The organism is Streptomyces sp. NPDC040432, from assembly GCF_055595445.1.
In genome coordinates this window covers 487,277-503,783 of record NZ_JBVIVP010000001.1, presented here as the reverse complement: position 1 = coordinate 503,783, position 16,507 = coordinate 487,277, and the positions used below count along the sequence as shown (strand labels likewise).

The window sequence follows — 16,507 nt, the reverse complement described above, 5'->3', positions numbered from 1 at the left end:
CGGTGAACAGCGGACCGGGCACGCCCGGCGCCGGATTCCGGCCCACGCACGTCGTCCCCGGCGACGGACTGCCCGCCTGGGAAGCCCCCGACCCGACCCGGCCGACCGCCGCGCTCGACGCCTTCCTCCCGGTGCAATTGCTGTCCCGAACCGGCGAATGGGCGGAGGTCCTCTGCTCCAACGGGTGGTCCGCCTGGGTCGACGGACGGCTCCTGGTGGCCGTCCCGCAGCCGCCCCCGACGGCGGGCCGCCCCCTCGAACGGACCGCGGACCCCGCACCACTGCTCGCCCGTACCGCCGAGGCGCTGGAACGCGCCCGCCGGGCCGCCGCCGACCTCGCCGAAGGCCGCCTCGACGCAGACGGCGTCCGCCGCGCCACCCTCGGACTGCGGGCCGGCGTCGTCCTCGACGGGGACCGGCTGTGGGTCTACGACGAGGCGGCGGGCCGGTGGATGTACGCCGACGGGAGCCGCCCGGCGACGACGTACGCGGTCGACGCGGAACCGGCGGCCCCGCCCGCGCCGGAGCCGCCGCCACCCGCGCCGGACCCCGCGGCGGGGGCCGACGTACGGGAAGTGCCGCACGCGCCGACCCGCGTCACCGCGACGCCCGACGGGGACCAGCCGTGACGGGCGCCGACGACGCGCAGCGCGGTAGGCCCGCGGGCCTACCGGGCCGGCGGATCGCCGGGTACCTCGTCGAGGAGGAGATCGGCCGGGGCGGCATGGCCGTCGTCTACCGGGCCCGGGACCTGCGCCTGGACCGGACGGTCGCGCTGAAGGTGTTGGCCCCCGAGCTGGCCCGCAACGATGCCTTCCGTGCGCGCTTCGCCCACGAGTCGAAGGTCGCGGCGGCCATCGACCATCCGCACATCGTGCCGGTCTTCGAGGCCGGAGAGGCCGAGGGGCTCCTGTACATCGCGATGCGTTACGTCGCCGGACAGGACCTGCGCGCCCTGCTCGACCGGACGGGCCCCCTGCCCACGGCGACGGTGGCTCGCATCGCCGGCCAGGTCGCGTCGGCGCTGGACGCGGCGCACGCGCACGACCTGGTCCACCGGGACGTGAAGCCCGGCAACGTCCTCGTCGCGCAGGGCACCGACGGCGACCACCCCGAGCACGTCTACCTCACGGACTTCGGACTGACGAAGAAGTCGCTGTCGCTGACGGGGTTCACGACCGTCGGACAGTTCGTCGGGACCCTCGACTACGTGGCCCCCGAGCAGATCTCCGGCAAGCCGGTGGACGGCCGCTGCGACGTCTACGGCCTGGGCTGCGTGGTCCACGAGATGCTGACGGGAGGCCCGCCCTTCCGGCGCGACGACGACCTGGCCCTGCTGTGGGCCCACCAGTACGATCCGCCCCCGCCGCCGTCCGCGGACCGCCCGGAGCTGCCCCCGGAGGTCGACGCCGTCCTGGCGAAGGCCCTCGCGAAGTCGCCGGGGGACCGGTGGGACCGCTGCCTGGACTTCACGACGGCCCTGCGCGCCGCGGCAGCCCGCGCGCCGCAGTCCGTGCCGGATCCCGCGGTGGACGCCCCCGCGCCGCCCCCCTCCTGGGCGCTGCCCGTGTTCGGGCGGGGGTGGGGGACGCCGTCCTCATGATCGGGCCGGGGGGTCGGCCGGGACCCCACGGCGCAAGGGGCGGGCCAGGAGGGCGCCGAGGAAGCCGGCCACCGCACCCCACACGAGGGCGAGGCCGACGTTGCGCCACAGCAGCGGCGCGAACTCGACCGTGCCGCCGAGGCCGGTGTCGGCCCCGCCGATGCCCAGCAGCGAAAGCCCGAACTGTGCCTGGACACGGGCCAGCAGGCACACCGTCAGGGTGCCCAGGGCCAGGGCGACGCCCAGATGGAGGGCGTGCCGATGGGGGCGCACGTGCCCGGGGGAACGCAGGGCGGCCAGCACACCCGTCCCGAGCAGCAGGACGACCGCCACCGCCACCAGCCACCAGGCCCGGACATCCCGCTCGGCGAGGGAGGCCACGTCCACCGTGGACGGCTCCGACCCGCGCAGGGCCTCGTCGAGCAGCCGCGGCATCGGCAACCCGAAGGGGCCCTCCACCCGGCCCCGCCAGGCCCCTCCGAAGCCGAGGGTGAGCGCGGGCCACACGAGGTTCGGCAGGCCCAACAGGATGACGGCCAGGGTCCGGTCGCCGTGCCCCTGGGTCAGGGCGACCACCACGCCGACGACGAGGCCGAGGACCACGTACGCGAGGAGCAGGAGGGTCGTCGCGAACGCGGCGGGGCGCACGGCCGCGTGGAAGCGCACGAGCGCGGCCGGAAGCGGGGCGCGCCGTGAGACCAGCAGGGCGATCAGCAACAGGCCCAGGATCCAGAGGAGTCCGAAGAAGAGGGTCGCGGGCAGGTCGGCACGGAAGCCCACCGCGGGCGTGGCGTCGAGGAGTTCGCCGATCTCCCCGAGCGAGGGGTCGTCGGTGGACAGGCCGAACTCCTGGCGGGCGAGCAGGGCGGTGCCGAGCAGCGCGAGCAGCCACAGGAGGGCCGGGCGGGCCGCCCGGATCAGGAGTTCGGTCGGCGCCGCGACGGCCCGGTTGTGCAGGGGGCGCAGGAAGAGGGCGCCGGTGGTGAGCGCGCCGGCGAGGGACACCGAGAGCGGGAGCACGGACAGGCTCACGTCCGCCTCCGCCAGGAATCCGGCCCCGCCGGACACCTCCACCGCGCCGCCGGCCGCCATCACCACCACTGCGGCCACGACCCGGGGGAACGCCCCGTCCGGAAGGTCGCCGGCGCCCGCGAGGGCGAGCCCGACCGCGGCCACCGCGACCATCGCCACGAAGCCCGCGACGACGGCGACGAGAGCGTCCCACCAGCCCCTCGGAGAGGTACGGATCACCCTGCAACGGTAGGCACCCCCGGCTTGCGGCCACCACCCGAACGACGCACACAATGGTCGGCAGAAGTGCGGAAAGTCCGGAAACCTCCCGCTCGTCGGCGGCACGTTCGCTTGGGAAGAGAGCCTGTGACCACGCAACCCTCCGGCGAACGTCCGCCGCAGCCCGATCAGCCGCCGTCCGCCGCATCGCCGCCGTCGGGGGCCTCGCGATCAGGGGCCTCGAAGGGGCCCTCGCGCAGCGCCTCGTCGGGCCCGCCCGGACCGCCCACGGGCCCGCCCACCGGGCCGCCGTCCGGGCCGCTCTCGGGCGGCGGGCGGGGAGCGCCGCCCCCGCAGGGGCCGCCCCCGCCCCCGGACGGGGACCCGTCCGGGAAGCCGTGGTGGCGCTCCCTGCGCGGCTCGGTCGCCGCGATCGTCGCGCTGGCCGCCGTCGCCGCCCTGGTGGTGGTGCTGACCCGGTCCGGCGGCGGGGGCACGCCCAGGCCCGACCCCGACCGGGCCGGCGCCGAGGTGTTCCTCCAGCCCGCCGCCGCGACCGGCCCCGACCCGTTCACCGAGTCCACGGCCGCCGGGGCGGCGACCGTACCGCCCGCGAGCCGGCCGCCGGGCCCGTCCGTATCACCCACACGGAGTAGCGGTGCGCCCCTCGGCATCCGCAGCGTCACCGGATCCACCCCCGGCCTGTACGGCGGCACCAAGAACGTCGCCAGCTGCGACGTCGAGAAACAGATCGCGGTACTGGCGGCGGAGCCCGCCAAGAACACCGCCTTCGCCGCCGCGCTCGGCATCCGACCGGCCGCCGTACCGGGTCATCTGCGCTCCCTCACGCCCGTGCGGCTCGCCCTGGACACCCGCGTCACCAACCACGGCTTCCGCGACGGCCGGGCCACTCCCTACCAGGCGGTGCTCCAGGCCGGGACGGCCGTCCTCGTGGACGACCGGGGCGTGCCCCGGGTGCGTTGTGCGTGCGGGAACCCGCTGGGGGCGGCCGTCGCGCTGAAGGCGAACGCCGAACGGCAGGGGCAGCCGTGGACCTCCTACCGACCGCAGGACGTGGTGGTCATCGCCCCGTCGGTGACCGTCGTCAACAAGCTCGTGATCTACGACCACGAGGACCGACGCTGGTTCGAGCGCGAGCGCGGCTCCGACCCGAAGCCCGACCGGCCCGTACCGCCGCCGGTCATCCCCACGCCCACGTACACGACCCCGCCGGTGAGCCCGCCGCCCAGTCCTCCCATGACCCCGTCCGAGTCGGACGGTTCGCCGCCCGCCACCTCGCCGCCCATCACCGACTCCGGGAGTCCGGACGACGGTCCGCGCTCCGACAGCCCCGGGGACACCCCCTCCGACAGCCCGGGGGACACCCCCTCCGACGAGTCCCCCTCCTCGCCGGAGGAGTCCCCGGCCGATTCGCCCGACGGGACGTCCCCGGACACCTCCGAGGGGACGTCCCCGGACACCTCCGACGGGCCGTCGACGAGGTCGAAGGCACCCGGGCTCACCGAGGACTCCGGCACCCCTCCCGGAACACCGGATTCCGCGCCGGCGGACCGGCCGGACCAGGAACGGGCCGCCACTCCGAGCACCGCCTCCCCGAGCACCGGTACCGCGACCCACAGCGGTACCGCGAGCAGCTCCGGTCCCGCGACCGCCCCGCCCTCCCGGGACTGACCCGATCGGCGGCCGGCGCGCCCTGCGCATGCCGGGGACGGGGTAACAGTGAGACCCTTGCTGCATGGACCAACGGGGACGAAACCCCGAGGTCGACTGGCCCGCGCGGCCTGATCTGAGCCTCGCGCTCAACCGCATGGGTACCTTCGACTGGGATCTCGACAGCGGGCGGATGCATCTGGACGCCACGGCGTTGGAGGTGCTCGACCTGCGTCCGGAGGAGTTCGACGGAACTCCGACCGGGCTGCGCGACCGCGTCGCCCCGGGCGAGGAGGAGCGGTACGACAGCCGCGTCGTGCAGGCCCTCCGGGACGGCCGCAGCCACTACGGGGTCTACTTCCGGACGCCCCGCGCGGGCGGCGACACCGCTTGGATCCACCTCCAGGGCCACATCCTGCGCGACCACGACGACCGCCCGTACCGGATCATCGGCATCCTCCGTGACGCCGCCCACGACCCCGGCGAACCGGGTGCCGCCGGGGAGCGGGACGAGGGGCGGCGCCGGTTGACCGGCGTCGTCGAACGGACCACCGCGATCCTCGCCCACGCGCGCACCGTGAACGACGTGACCGACGTCCTCAAGGACCGCGAGGCCCTCGGTCACCTCGGGGCCGTCAGCGTCATGCTCGGGGTCGTCGACGGCGGCCGCATCCACCTGGTGGCCGAGGGCCAGCTGGGCACGTACGTCCCCGAGATCGAGTACACGCGCATCGACGCCCGCTTCCCGATGAGCGAGGCCGTACGCACCCTGCAGTCGGTCTACATCTCCTCGCGGGAGGAGTTCCAGCGGCGCTACCCGCTGCTGTGGCCGTACATCGAACCGCTCTCGGTGCGCAGCGGGGTCTACCTGCCGCTGATCGCCCAGGGGCGACCCGTCGGCGCGCTCGGGCTGCTCTACACGCGGGACGGGGACTTCACCACCGAGGAACGCAACCTCCTCGTCGCCCTCGCCAGCGGCATCGCGCAGAGCCTCCAGCGGGCGATGCTGTTCGAGCAGGAGCACGACCTCGCAGAGGGCCTCCAGCGGGCGATGCTGCCGCGCCGGATCCCGGAGGTGCCGGGCGCCCGGATCGCCGTGCGCTACCGGGCCGCCCGGATGGGCCGGGACATCGGCGGCGACTGGTACGACGTGATCCCGCTCGGCGCGGGCCGGGTCGGGGTGATGATCGGTGACGTCGAGGGCCACGACACGGACGCCGCCGCCGTCATGGGCCAGTTGCGGATCGTGCTCCGCGCGTACGTCCTGGAGGGGCACACCCCCGGCACGGCGATGGCCCGCGCCTCCGCGTTCCTCCGCGAACTGGCCACCGACCGCTTCGCCACCTGCACCTACGCCGAGGTCGACCTCAACACGGGCATGCTGCGCATGGTCCGGGCCGGTCACCTCGACCCCGTCGTACGGCGCGGTGACGGCAGTTGCCACCGCATCCAGGTGGCGGGCGGCCTCCCCCTGGGCCTGCCCCCGCGCGACCGGCAGGGCACCGGCTCCGGATACCCCGTCACCTCCCTCGAACTGCACCCCGGGGACACCCTGCTGCTCTGCACCGACGGCCTGATCGAGCGACCGGGCCGTGACCCCGAGGCCGGCATGCGGGAGCTCATGGAGACCGCGGGCGCCGGCCCCACCGACGTCGAGGAGCTCGCCGACGTGCTCTGCGACCTGGTCGGCGACGCGGGCGGCGGGGACGACATGGCGCTGCTCGTGCTGCGCCGCCGGGGCGCCGCGCTACCGCGCGGCGGAGGCCCGCTGCACCAGCGGCTCACCCCCGGCGACCCTGACGGACCGGCGATGGCCCGCCACCTGATCCGGGCCGCGGTCACCGCGTGGGGTGCCCGGGAGAGGACCGACGAGATCGAGCTGGCGGCGGACGAGCTGATGACCAACGTCCTGGTCCATACCGACGGCGGAGGCCACGTCGTGATGTGGCTGACCCCCGGAGGCCGCATCCGGATCGAGGTGGAGGACACGAGCAGCGCCCTGCCGAGGCGACGGGAAGCGGGGGACTGGGCGGTGTCGGGCCGTGGCCTGATGCTCGTGGACCGGCTCACGGACGACTGGGGCGTGGAGCCGAGGGGCAGCGGCAAGAGCGTCTGGTGCGAGTTCGACGTCCCCGTTCCGGCATCGGGACACCTTCCGGAGCCGCCGCCGGATGCGGGTGCGATCACGGATGTGGGTGCGGGCGCCGGCTGGATGCCGGGCGCGGGGCCGCGGCTGGCGCGACCCGAACCGGAGCCCCCGCCGGAGCCGGCCGGGACGTCCCGGCCGGCGTGGGACGACTGAGGCCGGCGGAGCGCGCCGGGCTCCTGGTCCTTCCTGCGGCTGCGACGGTGTTCGGGAGCGCCCAGGCCGGCCTACAGCCGTACGAGGGTGACCTCGGTCGCCTTCACGCTCGTCCAGACGGCCGCGCCGTCGGTCACGCCGAGTTCGGCGGCCGCCTCCGGAGTGATCTCCGCGACCAGGTCGGGCGCCTCGGCAGAGGTGATCAGCACGCGCAGCCGACTGCCCGAGGCGGTGATCTCCCCGACCGTGCCGGGCCAGACGTTGCGGGGGCTGCCGCCCGGGCGGTCCCGGTGCACGGACACCGCCTCCGGGGCGATGATCGCGAGGGCCTGCGCCCCCTCGGGCAGCGTCTCCGCGACCACCAACCGGCCGCCGCCCGTGAGGGCGAGGCCCTCGGCCGACGCGGTCCCGGGCCAGGCGTTGCGGCCGAGCATCCGTGCCACCCAGGGCGAGCGCGGATGCCGGGTGACCTCGGCGGGAGCGGCGTCCTGGAGGGTCCGGCCGTCGGCGAGCACGAGGACCCGGTCGGCCAGCGACACCGCCTCGACGGGGTCGTGGGTGACGATGAGGCAGACGCCGCCGAAGCCGGCCAGATGGGTGCGCAGGGTGTGGCGCACCCGGGCCCGGGTCGTCTGGTCGAGGGCCGCGAGCGGCTCGTCGAGCAGCAGCAGTCGGGGGCGGGCGGCCAGCGCCCGGGCCAGGGCGACGCGTTGCGCCTGCCCGCCCGACAGCTGTGCCGGCCTGCGCCGGGCGAGGTGACCGACACCGAGCCGGTCCAGCCAGGCCTGGGCCTCGTTGCGGGCGGTCGCCCGGTCGGTGCCGCGCGCGCGGAGCCCGTACGCCGTGTTCGCGAGGGCGCTCAGGTGCGGGAACAGGGCCCCGTCCTGCGGGACCCACGCCACCTGCCGCCGGTGCGGGGGCAGCGCCGTCACGTCCGTGTCGCCGAGGCTGAGCGTGGCGTGGGCGCGGGGCGTCAGGCCCAGCAGGGCGCGCAGCAGGGTGGTCTTGCCCGCGCCGTTCTCCCCGACGACGGCGATGGTGGTGCCCGGTGCGGCGTCCAGGGTGAGCTCGTTGAAGCCGGTCACCTCGGCGTGCAGCGGCCAGCGCCCGCCGTCGGCGCCCAACGCGCGCTTCGCCCCGTCGGCCGAAGCCGGCGTTCCGGAGGCTTCGGGGCCGGACGGGGCGGGTTCCTCCGCCACGGGCGGGACCTCGACCGCGGGCCGGGCGGCGGGGGTGCCGGTCCAGCGGCCGCGCAGGGCGATCAGCACGCCCATGGCGATGGCGAGCAGCAACAGCGAGACGGAGGTGGCCGCCTCCGGCTGGTCCTGGAGCAGCAGGTAGACCTGGAGGGGCAGGGTCTGCGTGGTGCCCGGCAGATTGCCGGCGAAGGTGATCGTCGCCCCGAACTCGCCCAGCGCGCGGGCCCAGGTGAGGGCCGCGCCCGCGATCAGCCCGGGGGCCACCATGGGCAGCGTCACGGTGAAGAAGACCCGTACCGGCGAGGCGCCCAGGGAGGCGGCCGTCTCCTCGTAACTCTGCTTGAGGCCGCCGAGCGCGCCCTCCAGGCTGATGACGAGGAAGGGCATCGCGACGAAGGTGGCCGCGACGACGGCGCCCGAGGTGTGGAAGGGCAGCGTGATGCCGAAGGTCTCCTCCAGCCAGGGACCGAGCAGCCCGCGTCGTCCGAAGCCCAGCAGCAGCGCCACACCGCCCACGGTCGGCGGGAGCACCATCGGCAGCAGGACCAGCGAGCGGACCACGGCCTTGCCCCTGAACTCGACGCGGGCCAGCAGCCAGGCGAGGGGCACGCCGAGGACCAGCGACAGTCCGAGCGCCCAGAAGGACACGATCAGCGACAGTTCGAGGGCCTCGACGACGCCGGGGCTGGTGAGGTGGGTTCCCAGTTCGCCCCACTGGGTCCGGGTGAGGATGCCGATCAGGGGCAGCAACAGGAACGCGACGGCGAGCAGCGCGGGGAGCGCCAGCGTCAGGGGCGGCCGGTTGCGGGTGCGGAGTCTGCTCATGGGGGTTCCTGGCTGGAGCTGCTGGGACCGGTACCGGGAGGTGCCGGGGACGAAGCCTACGGAGCGCGGTGCGCCGCCGGGGCCGGGAGCGCCGAGGGGGACTGCCCGTCCCCCCGGACCGGGCAGTCCCCCTCGACGGCGTACGGCGTCGTACGCCGTCGTTCGGCCTTGCGGTTACGGCTGCTGGAAACCGGCGTCCTGGAGGATCTTCTGCGCCTCGGGGCCGTTCAGCCAGGTCACGAACGCGGCGGCGGCTTCGGCGTTCTTGGACTGCTTGAGGGTCGCCGCCGGGTAGGAGGCGACGGCGTTCTGGTCGTCCGGGATGTCGACCGTGACGACCTTGTCGCCGGACTTCGCGGAGTCGGTCTTGTAGACGAGACCGGCGTCGGCCTCACCGAGCTCGACCTTGCTCAGCACGGCGCGGACGTTGGGCTCCTGGGAGACCGGCTTCACCTCGACCTTCTGGGCGTCGAGGATCTGCCTGCTGTAGCGGCCGACGGGAACCTCGGGCGCGGCGAGGACGACCTTCAGCTTGGTGTCGGCCAGGTCCTTCAGGTCATCGACCTTGAAGGGGTTGCCCTTGCCCGTGGCGATGACGAGACGGTTCTTCGCGATCACCGAGGGGTCGTTCGTCTCGGCCTTGAGGCCGTCCATCGTCTTGGTGTCGGCCGTGACGAGAGCGTCGGCGGGGGCGCCCTGCTTGACCTGGGCGGCGAGTTCCTGCGAGCCGGCGAAGGAGAACGTGACCTTCGTACCGGGGTTGGCCTTCTCGTAGGCGGCGCCCGCGGTCTTGAAGACGTCGGTGAGCGAGGACGCGGCGAGGACCGTCAGGTTCGCGGTCCTGGCCGCCGGGGCGGAGGCCGAAGCGGAGGCGGAGGCGCCGGTGTCGGACTTCTTGTCGCCGCCGCCACAGGCGGACAGCGGTACGAGAAGGGCCGCGGTGAGGACGGCGGCCGCGGTACGGCGGTTCAGGATCGGGGACATGGCTGGGTGCTCCTCGGTCGGGTCGGCGGCCGGCCTGGTGCCGGGACCGCGTGGTGGTGACCCGCGCCGGTGACGGGCGGAGCGGGCGGGGAGGTCTGGGGGGAGAACGGGCGGCGTGGGCGGCGGACGGGGGCGCGGGACGGGAGCGGCGGGGTGCGGGGGAGGAAGTGGACGGACGTGGGACGGGCCGTGCCGGGTCAGGCTCGGTCGACGTGCACGCTGGTCGACTTCACGCGGGCGGTGGCCCGCATTCCGACCTCCAGCCCCAATTCCTCCACGGCCTCGCGCGTCAGCAGGGAGACCAGGCGGTGCGGACCCGCCTGGATCTCGACCTGGGCGGACACGTCGCCGAGCTTCACCGCCGTGACGATGCCGGGGAAGGAGTTGCGCACCGAGGTGTAGGGCTCTCCGTCCTCGACGTGCGCGCCTTGGCCGACCTCCACGGAGAAGGCGGCCAGATCACGGCCGTTGATCAGGCGACGGCCGCCCTCGTCGCGATGGGTCGCGACCCGGCCGGCGTCGGCCCAACGGCGTGCCGTGTCCGGGCTGACGCCCAGCAGGCGCGCCGCCTGTCCGATCGTGTAGGACTGCATGTGCGACAAGGTAGGGGCATCACTCGCGCATTTGCAATTCGTTTGGAACGATCTCCATCGCAGATGCCATGGGCCTTGTGGTATCTGCCAAAAGTCATTCCGTTCTCGGAGTGCGTGCTCGGTAAAGTCGGGGCATGGCTGACGAAAAGACGCAGGAGCCGTCGACGACCGCAACGCCCCCGACCGGGCCGGTGGAGACGGGGAGCGCCCGGGTGGACGCCTGGATCTGGTCGGTGCGGCTGACGAAGACCCGTTCCGTCGCGGCGACCGCCTGCCGGGCGGGGCACGTGAAGGTCAACGGGGAACGCGCGAAGCCGGCGCAGACCGTGCGCGCGGGCGACGAGGTACGCCTCTTCCACGCGGGCCGTGAGCGCGTCGTGGTCGTCCGGCGGCCCGTGACGAAGAGGGTGGGCGCGCCGGTCGCCGCCGAGTGCTTCATCGACAACAGCCCGCCGCCGCCCACCCCCGTCGAGGCCGCGGTGGTCGGCATCCGTGACCGGGGGACGGGTCGGCCGACGAAGCGCGACCGCCGGGAGATCGTGAACCTGCGCGGCCGCTGACGGGCGCACCGCACCCGCGCCGACCGGCCCCCGGGGCCGGTCGGCGCGGGTCGGTCAGGCCTTGCGGTACGCGTACGCCTCCGCGGCGCCGGCCACGACGGCGTCCAGATCCGCACCGGCCGAGGCGGCGACGACCGCCGCCACCGCCCCCTCGACGAACGGGGCGTCCACCAGCCGGCAGCCGGCCGGGAGGTCGCCCTCCTCCAGCAGCGACTTCACCGTCAGCACCGAGCTGCCCAGGTCCACCAGCAGCGCGACCCCCGCGCCACCGTCCACCGTCGACGCCGCGGCCACGATGAGGTCGGCGCTCGTGCCCAGCCCCCCGTCGGCGGTGCCGCCCGCAGGGGCCACCGGGGCCACCGATCCGCCGCCGGCCAGCCCCCGGGCCAACTCGGCCACGGAGCGCGCCACGTCGGCGCTGTGCGACACCAGCACGATCCCCACCAGCGGTCCGGCGTTCACGCGGCGCCCTCCGCGGTGTCGGCCAGCGCGTCCAGCAACAGGGCGGACGAGGTCGCCCCCGGATCCTGGTGCCCGGCGCTGCGCTCGCCCAGGTAGCTGGCCCGGCCCTTGCGGGCGATCAGCGGCACCGTCGCACGCGCGCCGTTCTCCGCGGCTTCCGCCGCAGCCCGGTAGGAGGTGTCCAGCGCCGCCACGCCCGGCACCAGTGCGTCCAGCATCGTCTTGTCGCCCGGCGCCGCGCCGCCCAGTCCGGCCACCGCGCCCACGCCCGCCGACAGGGCCTCGCGCAGCTCGTCGTCGGAGACCCCGGCGGCGTCGCCCAGCTCCTTGCCGGTGCGGCGCAGCAGCGTCCCGTACAGCGGCCCGGACGCGCCGCCCACCGTGGAGATCAGGGTCCGCCCGGCGAGCTGGAGCAGTGCCCCGGGCGGGGTCGCGGGATCGGCGCCGGCAAGGGCGCTCCGTACGGCCACGAACCCGCGCAGCAGGTTGCTTCCGTGATCGGCGTCCCCGATGGGGGAGTCGAGCTCGGTCAGTCGGTCCGCCTCGCGTTCCACCGCCTCGGCGGTGGCGTCCATCCAGCGTCGGAAGAAGTCTGCGTCACGCACCGGGTCTCCTCGCCTCGCCTCGCACCCGCCTGGGCCCGTCCCGCTCCACCCTACGACCGACGGCGCGCCCGGCGGCGGCGCGGCGCAGCGCGCCTTCCGCACGGGCGCGGGCGGGACGTGGGCAGGCGGGAGGGCAGGGGAGGGCGCCCGCGGCGGAACCGGCGACGACCGGGGTGCGGCCGGGGCACGGTACCAGCCTTTCGGGGGGTTCCCCGGATGTCTATCCGATGGTGATTGCCTTGACGTCCGGTCACCACGGGCGGCGCTAGCGTCCCTTGGCACCCGGGAGTGCGGATGCGTCCGGGCGGCCCGTCGCGGCCGCCGGTACGGCCCGCAGCCCTCCTGGCACCCAGAGCAAGGAGGTACTGTGCCGTCACTGCGTCGGTCGTCCGTCGGCAGCATGTCGCTCGCTTCGAGGCACGTGATCGGGACGGGCATCGTCATCGGTGCCCTCGCCTTCACCCTGATCGCCCTGCTGATCCCCGTGGACAAGTTCGGCGGTACGTCCGCCTCCGCCGCCACGGCCACGGCGGACGACGACGGCGCCGGAACCCTGAGCACGGCCTTCGGGCCGCTGACCCCCGCGGACCGGGACTTCGTCCGCAAGGTCCGGCTCGCCGGTCTGTGGGAACTCCCCGCCGGCCGGCAGGCCCAGCAACGTCCCACTCGCCCCACGGTGAAGACCGCCGGTGAGCACCTCGTGGAGGGCCACACCGAACTGGACCGCCGGGTACTGGAGGTGGGTCAGGCCCTCGGCGTCGAACTGCCGGACCGACCCAGCACGCAGCAGCAGGAATGGCTCGACCAGCTCGACCAGGCCCAAGGGGCCCAGTACGAGCGACTGTTCGCCCAACTGCTGCGCCGGGCGCACGGCAAGGTCTTCGCCCTCGTCGCGCAGATCCGGTCCCAGACCCGCAATTCCATGGTCCGCGCCCTGGCCACCGACGCCAACGCCACCGTCCTGGACCACATCTCGGTCCTGGAGGACACCGGGCTGGTCGACTTCGACGGCCTCGCGGACGCCTCACCGGCTCCCTCCACCGTTTCCCGATCGACGAAGTGAAGTGATCGCATGAGTCAAAAGGGCCACAAACGTCGCCTCCGACCCGCCCACAAGGCCCTCGCCGTGGCGGCCGCCCTCATCATGGGCGGCGGCGGGGTCGGCCTCCTCGCCCAGGGCGCCTCCGCCGGGCAGGACGGCAAGGCGGCGGTCACCGCCACCATCGACTGCCCCGACGTCGGCGACAAGCTCCGCGACGTCCCCGACCAGGCGCGCAAGGAGGTCGACGAGAACCTCGCCCAACTCGACACCCAGGTCGCCGACGCCTACGCCAAACTCTCCTCCGGCCGGGCCAAGGGCAACGCCCTCCTCGGTGACCTGAAGAACCAGCGCGGCCGGACCATCGGCCGCCTCTCCGACGCGATGGGCAAAGCGGGCTCCCGGCCCCAGGGCCTGGACCAACTGAGCTCCTGCTCGATGCAGGAGGCCCCGGCCGCCGACGCCGCGGACGTGAAGAACGCGCAGGCCGCCGGCGCCGCGCCGGCCGCGGCCAAGGGCGCCGGTGGTCCCGCGCGCAGTGACTTCGTCGCCATCGGCACCGTGCGCCCCAACGTGCGCAAGCCCGCCGCCCGCGGGGGCGCCTCCACCGGGACCTTCTCCGTGCAGTGCGGGCGCAACGAGAACCGCCACTTCAACCCGGACAACGTCATCGTCGCGCCCGGCGTCAGCAACGGCGCGCACCACATGCACGACTACGTGGGCAACAAGACCACCGACGCGTTCTCCACCAACAACAGCCTCGCCGCGTCCGGGACGACCTGCACCAACGGCGACCAGTCCACCTACTACTGGCCGGTGCTGCGGCTGCGCAACGGACAGAAGGAACGGGACGCCGCCGCGCCCGGCGGCGGCCAGGACGGGAACGTCGGAACGATCCTGCAACCGAAGCAGGTGTCGATCGACTTCAAGGGCAGCCCCGCGAGCAAGGTCACGGCCATGCCGCGGTTCCTGCGCATCATCACCGGTGACGCCAAGGCGTTCACCAACGGGACGGCCAACGCCAACGCCTCGTGGAGCTGCACCGGGTTCGAGAACCGGCAGCTGAAGGACAAGTACCCGATCTGCCCCAAGGGCAGCGACGTCGTACGCACCTTCAACTTCCAGAGCTGCTGGGACGGGCGCAACACCGACAGCGCCAACCACCGCACGCACGTGGCGTTCGCCGACAAGAACGGCTCCTGCCCGAACGGCTTCAAGGCCATCCCGCAACTGGTGCAGCGGATCGTGTACGGGGTGCAGCCGGGCGCCAAGTTCGCCGTCGACAGCTTCCCCGAGCAGCTGCACAAGCCCGTGACCGACCACGGTGACTTCATCAACGTGATGTCGGACAACCTGATGGCCAACGCGGTGCGCTGCATCAACGGCGGGCGCACCTGCCGCTGAGAACCTCGGGGCGCACGCCTTCCCTCCCCGGCGTCCCCCGAGAGCGGTGCCGGCCCGAAGCCGACTTCGGGCCGGCACCGCGCGTTTTGCGCGTCCGCGCCGGGGAGGGAGGGGTGCCGGTGCCCGTGCGGTGGTGGGTCTGCGGGCGCGGGGTCCGGGTCCCCGGGGGTCTCTGTTCCCGAGGTCCCGGCCGGGACCGTCGGGCGGATCCGGCCCTGAGGCCGGCCGGGGCCGTCGCGGGGGTTCCGGCGTGCCGCACCGGTGGACGCGCCCGGCGAGCAACTGCCGAGGTACGACCGCCGGCCCTCGGGCCGCCGCCGGGACCGACTTCCCGGACCGGGGCTGCGGGGTCCGCGCCCACGGCCGGGGGCTCCGCGGCCATCGGGTCCCGCGACCCCGGGCCTGCGCCCGGGGTCGAGCCGCGGGGTCCGGCTGCCAGGTCGGAGCCACTGGGTCCGGGAACCCCGTCGGGGTTCCCGGACCGGGTCGGGCGCCCTCGGACCTGCGTTGCGGGGTCTGCGTTCGGGGCTCCCTGTCGGGGTCGGGCCGCAGGGGCTGTGTCCGGGGTCGGGGCGCCGGGGTCGTGCTCACGTGCGGGTCGCCCCGTACGGCCGGTTCGGGCCGTCCCGGTGGCCTTCGGGACGGCGGGGGAACACGTCGGCGCCCGGTCCCTCGGGGGAGGGGCCGGGCGCCGGGAAGTCTGTGGGGGGAGGGGGAGCGGAGTGGGGGGAGGGTTACAGGCCGTTCACGCGGGCCATGCGGCCCACGCCGAGCGGTCCGAAATCGGTGGCGACGGCGCGCGCCCGGCGGCCGACCCGGGAGTGCTGGCGCCGGACCTGGGCCATGAGGCGGCGGCTGCGCAGGGCCAGTTCCAGTTCGAAGCGGGTACGGGGGTCGCGCAGTCCGGGCCCGAAGAGCTTCTCCAGCTGACGCATGCGGTAGCGGACCGTCTGGGGGTGCACGCTCAGGGCTTTGGCGGCCTCGGGTGCGCCGCCGCCCTCCAGCCAGGCGAGGAGGGTCACTTCGAGGCGCTCGCTCTGGCGGGGGGTCAGGCTGGCGAGCGGCCGGAGCCAGCGGGCGGCCAGGGCGTGGGCCAGTGGCTCGTCCTGGAGGAGCAGCAGGGTCGAGAGGTGGTCGTCGACGAAGACCGCCCGCGCCTCCATGCCGGCCCGGGCGGGGGTGAGGGTGAGCAGCCGCAGCGCCCACCGCAGCGAGGACGCGGTGTCCCGTACGGCGACGGGGTGGCCGACGGCGGCGACCCGGCCGCGCAGCACGGCCTCCAGGGCGGTGCGGGCCTCGGGATCCGGGCTGGGGACCAACAGGCAGGGCTGGGCTCCGGCCAGCCCGGGGAGACCGTCGTCCAGCGCGGCGGCCAGTTGCTGGACTTCCCCGATGGTGGTCATCGCGATGGCCCGGACCGCCGTGGGGAGGGGCCAGTTGGCCGCCGTGGCGAGTTCGGACAAAGCCAGGTCAGACATGGACATGTCACCCGTAAGGGCGGCGAAGAGCTCGCGACGGGCCCGCTCGGCGGCCGGTCCGGGCCCGCTCGTGGGGACGACGGTCAGTGGTGCGGACCGGCCGCGCCGGTGAGGCGCCCCCCGATCCTCCGGACCGGAGCCCCGGTCGGGGCCGCAACCCCCTTCATCGTCGGGGTCGGAGGGGGAGTCGGGGCGCACGGGGACGGGTGGGCCGCAGTCGGGGGTGACCGCCGCGCGTGCCCGTTCCTGGTCGGCGCACTCGTCCTCTCCCTTCTCGCCCTCCGCCGGCCGGTCGTGGCGCGGCGCCGTGGACTCGCGGTAGCCGAGGGTGGTGAGCAGGCCCGCTTCAACCTGCCGTCTGACCACCTCCTCGCCCACGTCGTCCACCAGTTCGGCGAATCCGGGAACGCCTTCCCGGAGTTCCTCCACTATCCCGGCGGCCAGCGCGGGTAGTTCCCTTCGTAGGACGCGGGTCCATTCGCCGCGGGGGCGGGACCAGATGCGGTTCAGAAGTTCGCACATTTGTTACCTCGTTCATGCCGGGGTACGGCC

14 protein-coding genes are annotated in these 16,507 nt (G+C 74.6%); 7 read left to right on the top strand and 7 right to left on the bottom strand.

All coding sequences use genetic code 11. The features are described 5' to 3' along the window. Nucleotides 1-2: 2 nt before the first annotated feature. Nucleotides 3-629, top strand: coding sequence for an SH3 domain-containing protein (locus ACZ58N_RS02285; RefSeq protein WP_471154549.1), 627 nt, complete (start codon nt 3-5; stop codon nt 627-629). After that, nucleotides 626-1,603, top strand: a complete 978-nt coding sequence (locus ACZ58N_RS02280; protein ID WP_471154546.1) for a serine/threonine-protein kinase — start codon at nt 626-628, stop codon at nt 1,601-1,603. Before ACZ58N_RS02285 ends, ACZ58N_RS02280 begins: the two co-directional genes overlap by 4 nt. Here ACZ58N_RS02280 and ACZ58N_RS02275 read toward each other — a convergent pair. Beyond that, nucleotides 1,598-2,854, bottom strand: coding sequence for a streptophobe family protein (locus ACZ58N_RS02275; RefSeq protein ID WP_471154544.1), 1,257 nt, complete (start codon nt 2,852-2,854; stop codon nt 1,598-1,600). The two genes, ACZ58N_RS02280 and ACZ58N_RS02275, sit on opposite strands and share 6 nt — an antisense overlap. A 126-nt stretch (nt 2,855-2,980) precedes the next feature. Here ACZ58N_RS02275 and ACZ58N_RS02270 point away from each other — a divergent pair, with 126 nt between their 5' ends. Together ACZ58N_RS02270 and ACZ58N_RS02265 are read left to right on the top strand one after the other, a co-directional pair. Then, entirely contained in the window at nt 2,981-4,525 is a 1,545-nt protein-coding gene (locus ACZ58N_RS02270) for a DUF6777 domain-containing protein (protein WP_471154542.1), read from the top strand. 64 nt (nt 4,526-4,589) lie between these two features. Continuing rightward, nucleotides 4,590-6,806, top strand: coding sequence for a SpoIIE family protein phosphatase (locus ACZ58N_RS02265; RefSeq protein WP_471154541.1), 2,217 nt, complete (start codon nt 4,590-4,592; stop codon nt 6,804-6,806). A 71-nt stretch (nt 6,807-6,877) separates the two neighbouring features. On the opposite strand, the gene ACZ58N_RS02260 is transcribed toward ACZ58N_RS02265, so the two are convergent. The 3 genes from ACZ58N_RS02260 to ACZ58N_RS02250 all read right to left on the bottom strand — a co-directional run bounded on the left by ACZ58N_RS02260 (nt 6,878) and on the right by ACZ58N_RS02250 (nt 10,407). Beyond that, entirely contained in the window at nt 6,878-8,830 is a 1,953-nt protein-coding gene (locus ACZ58N_RS02260; RefSeq protein WP_471154539.1) for an ABC transporter permease, read from the bottom strand. Nucleotides 8,831-9,004: 174 nt separating this feature from the next. Next, nucleotides 9,005-9,814 carry a molybdate ABC transporter substrate-binding protein gene (gene modA, locus ACZ58N_RS02255; protein ID WP_471154537.1) on the bottom strand — a complete coding sequence of 270 codons (810 nt, stop codon included), beginning with the start codon at nt 9,812-9,814 and terminating at the stop codon, nt 9,005-9,007. Between the two features lie 197 nt (nt 9,815-10,011). Then, complete coding sequence (locus ACZ58N_RS02250) at nt 10,012-10,407, bottom strand: TOBE domain-containing protein (RefSeq protein ID WP_471154535.1); 396 nt, start codon at nt 10,405-10,407, stop codon at nt 10,012-10,014. Nucleotides 10,408-10,541: 134 nt separating this feature from the next. On the opposite strand from ACZ58N_RS02250, the gene ACZ58N_RS02245 reads away from it, so the two are divergent. Beyond that, complete coding sequence (locus ACZ58N_RS02245) at nt 10,542-10,967, top strand: RNA-binding S4 domain-containing protein (RefSeq protein ID WP_471154533.1); 426 nt, start codon at nt 10,542-10,544, stop codon at nt 10,965-10,967. 54 nt (nt 10,968-11,021) lie between these two features. Here the strand turns inward: ACZ58N_RS02245 and ACZ58N_RS02240 are convergent, their stop codons facing one another. Then, the gene (locus ACZ58N_RS02240) at nt 11,022-11,429 is read right to left on the bottom strand and encodes a PTS-dependent dihydroxyacetone kinase phosphotransferase subunit DhaM (RefSeq protein ID WP_471154531.1); all 408 of its coding nucleotides are present in this window, start codon (nt 11,427-11,429) and stop codon (nt 11,022-11,024) included. After that, nucleotides 11,426-12,034 (bottom strand): dihydroxyacetone kinase subunit DhaL, encoded by a 609-nt coding sequence (dhaL, locus tag ACZ58N_RS02235; RefSeq protein ID WP_471154529.1) that lies wholly within the window; start codon nt 12,032-12,034, stop codon nt 11,426-11,428. The genes ACZ58N_RS02240 and dhaL overlap by 4 nt, the downstream gene beginning before the upstream one ends. A 367-nt stretch (nt 12,035-12,401) precedes the next feature. Here dhaL and ACZ58N_RS02230 point away from each other — a divergent pair, with 367 nt between their 5' ends. Both ACZ58N_RS02230 and ACZ58N_RS02225 read left to right on the top strand, forming a co-directional pair. Then, the gene (locus ACZ58N_RS02230) at nt 12,402-13,097 is read left to right on the top strand and encodes a DUF4142 domain-containing protein (protein ID WP_471154526.1); all 696 of its coding nucleotides are present in this window, start codon (nt 12,402-12,404) and stop codon (nt 13,095-13,097) included. A 9-nt stretch (nt 13,098-13,106) separates the two neighbouring features. After that, entirely contained in the window at nt 13,107-14,477 is a 1,371-nt protein-coding gene (locus ACZ58N_RS02225) for a DUF1996 domain-containing protein (protein WP_471154525.1), read from the top strand. A 734-nt stretch (nt 14,478-15,211) separates the two neighbouring features. Here ACZ58N_RS02225 and ACZ58N_RS02220 read toward each other — a convergent pair. Further along, a complete protein-coding gene (locus ACZ58N_RS02220) occupies nt 15,212-16,477 on the bottom strand; it encodes a PucR family transcriptional regulator (RefSeq protein WP_471154523.1) in 1,266 nt (421 codons plus the stop codon). Nucleotides 16,478-16,507 lie beyond the last annotated feature (30 nt).